This is a genomic window from Corynebacterium sp. HMSC22B11, assembly GCF_001815965.1.
Lineage (GTDB): Bacteria > Actinomycetota > Actinomycetes > Mycobacteriales > Mycobacteriaceae > Corynebacterium.
The window spans coordinates 1-959 of sequence record NZ_KV823526.1 but is presented as its reverse complement, the minus strand read 5'-3'; the positions used below and the strand labels follow the sequence as shown (position 1 = coordinate 959).

Annotated in this window: 1 rRNA gene; it reads left to right on the top strand. The window is 53.5% G+C overall.

The window, feature by feature from the left end:
* Positions 1 to 959: ribosomal RNA gene (locus tag HMPREF3088_RS09725) — 23S ribosomal RNA — on the top strand; the annotation flags it as partial.

Here is a 959-nt window from a genome sequence, read left to right as displayed (position 1 = left end):
TTTTTAGTGGCATGTCCTGGACCCGAAGCGGAGTGATCTACCCATGACCAGTGTGAAGCGATGGTAAGACGTCGTGGAGGCGCGAACCCACTTAGGTTGAAAACTGAGGGGATGAGTTGTGGGTAGGGGTGAAAGGCCAATCAAACTTCGTGATAGCTGGTTCTCCCCGAAATGCATTTAGGTGCAGCGTCGTGTGTTTCTTCATGGAGGTAGAGCTACTGGTTGGTTTAGCGGGACTACTATCTTAGCGACATCAGCCAAACTCCGAATACTGTGAAGTGAGAGCGCGGCAGTGAGACAGCGGGGGATAAGCTTCGTTGTCGAGAGGGAAACAGCCCAGATCGCCGGTTAAGGCCCCTAAGAGTGTACTAAGTGGAAAAGGATGTGGGATCGCTTAGACAGCCAGGAGGTTGGCTTAGAAGCAGCCATCCTTGAAAGAGTGCGTAATAGCTCACTGGTCGAGTGGTTTTGCGCCGACAATGTAGTGGGGCTCAAGTACACCGCCGAAGCCGCGGAACTCAACACGTTGTGTGTTGGGTTGGTAGGGGAGCGTCGTGTGATCCGTTGAAGGTGCGGGGTAACCCAGTGCTGGAGGTTATGCGAGTGAGAATGCAGGCATGAGTAGCGAATGATGAGTGGGAAACTCATCCGCCGGATGACTAAGGGTTCCTGGGTCAAGTTAATCTTCCCAGGGTGAGTCGGGGCCTAAGGCGAGGCCGACAGGCGTAGTCGATGGTTAACGGGTTGATATTCCCGTACCCGTATGTGTGCGACCAATGGTGAAGCAGTGATACTAACCGCCCTGAACGATGCTTCATGCACTTTGTGTGTGTTGTGTTGGGATGCGTGGGACCTGATCTGTTGTAGTCAAGCGATGGGGTGACGCAGGAAGGTAGCCGAGCCACTGATTGGATTGTGGTGTAAGCGTGTGGCCCGCTGTATTGGTAAATCCGTACAGC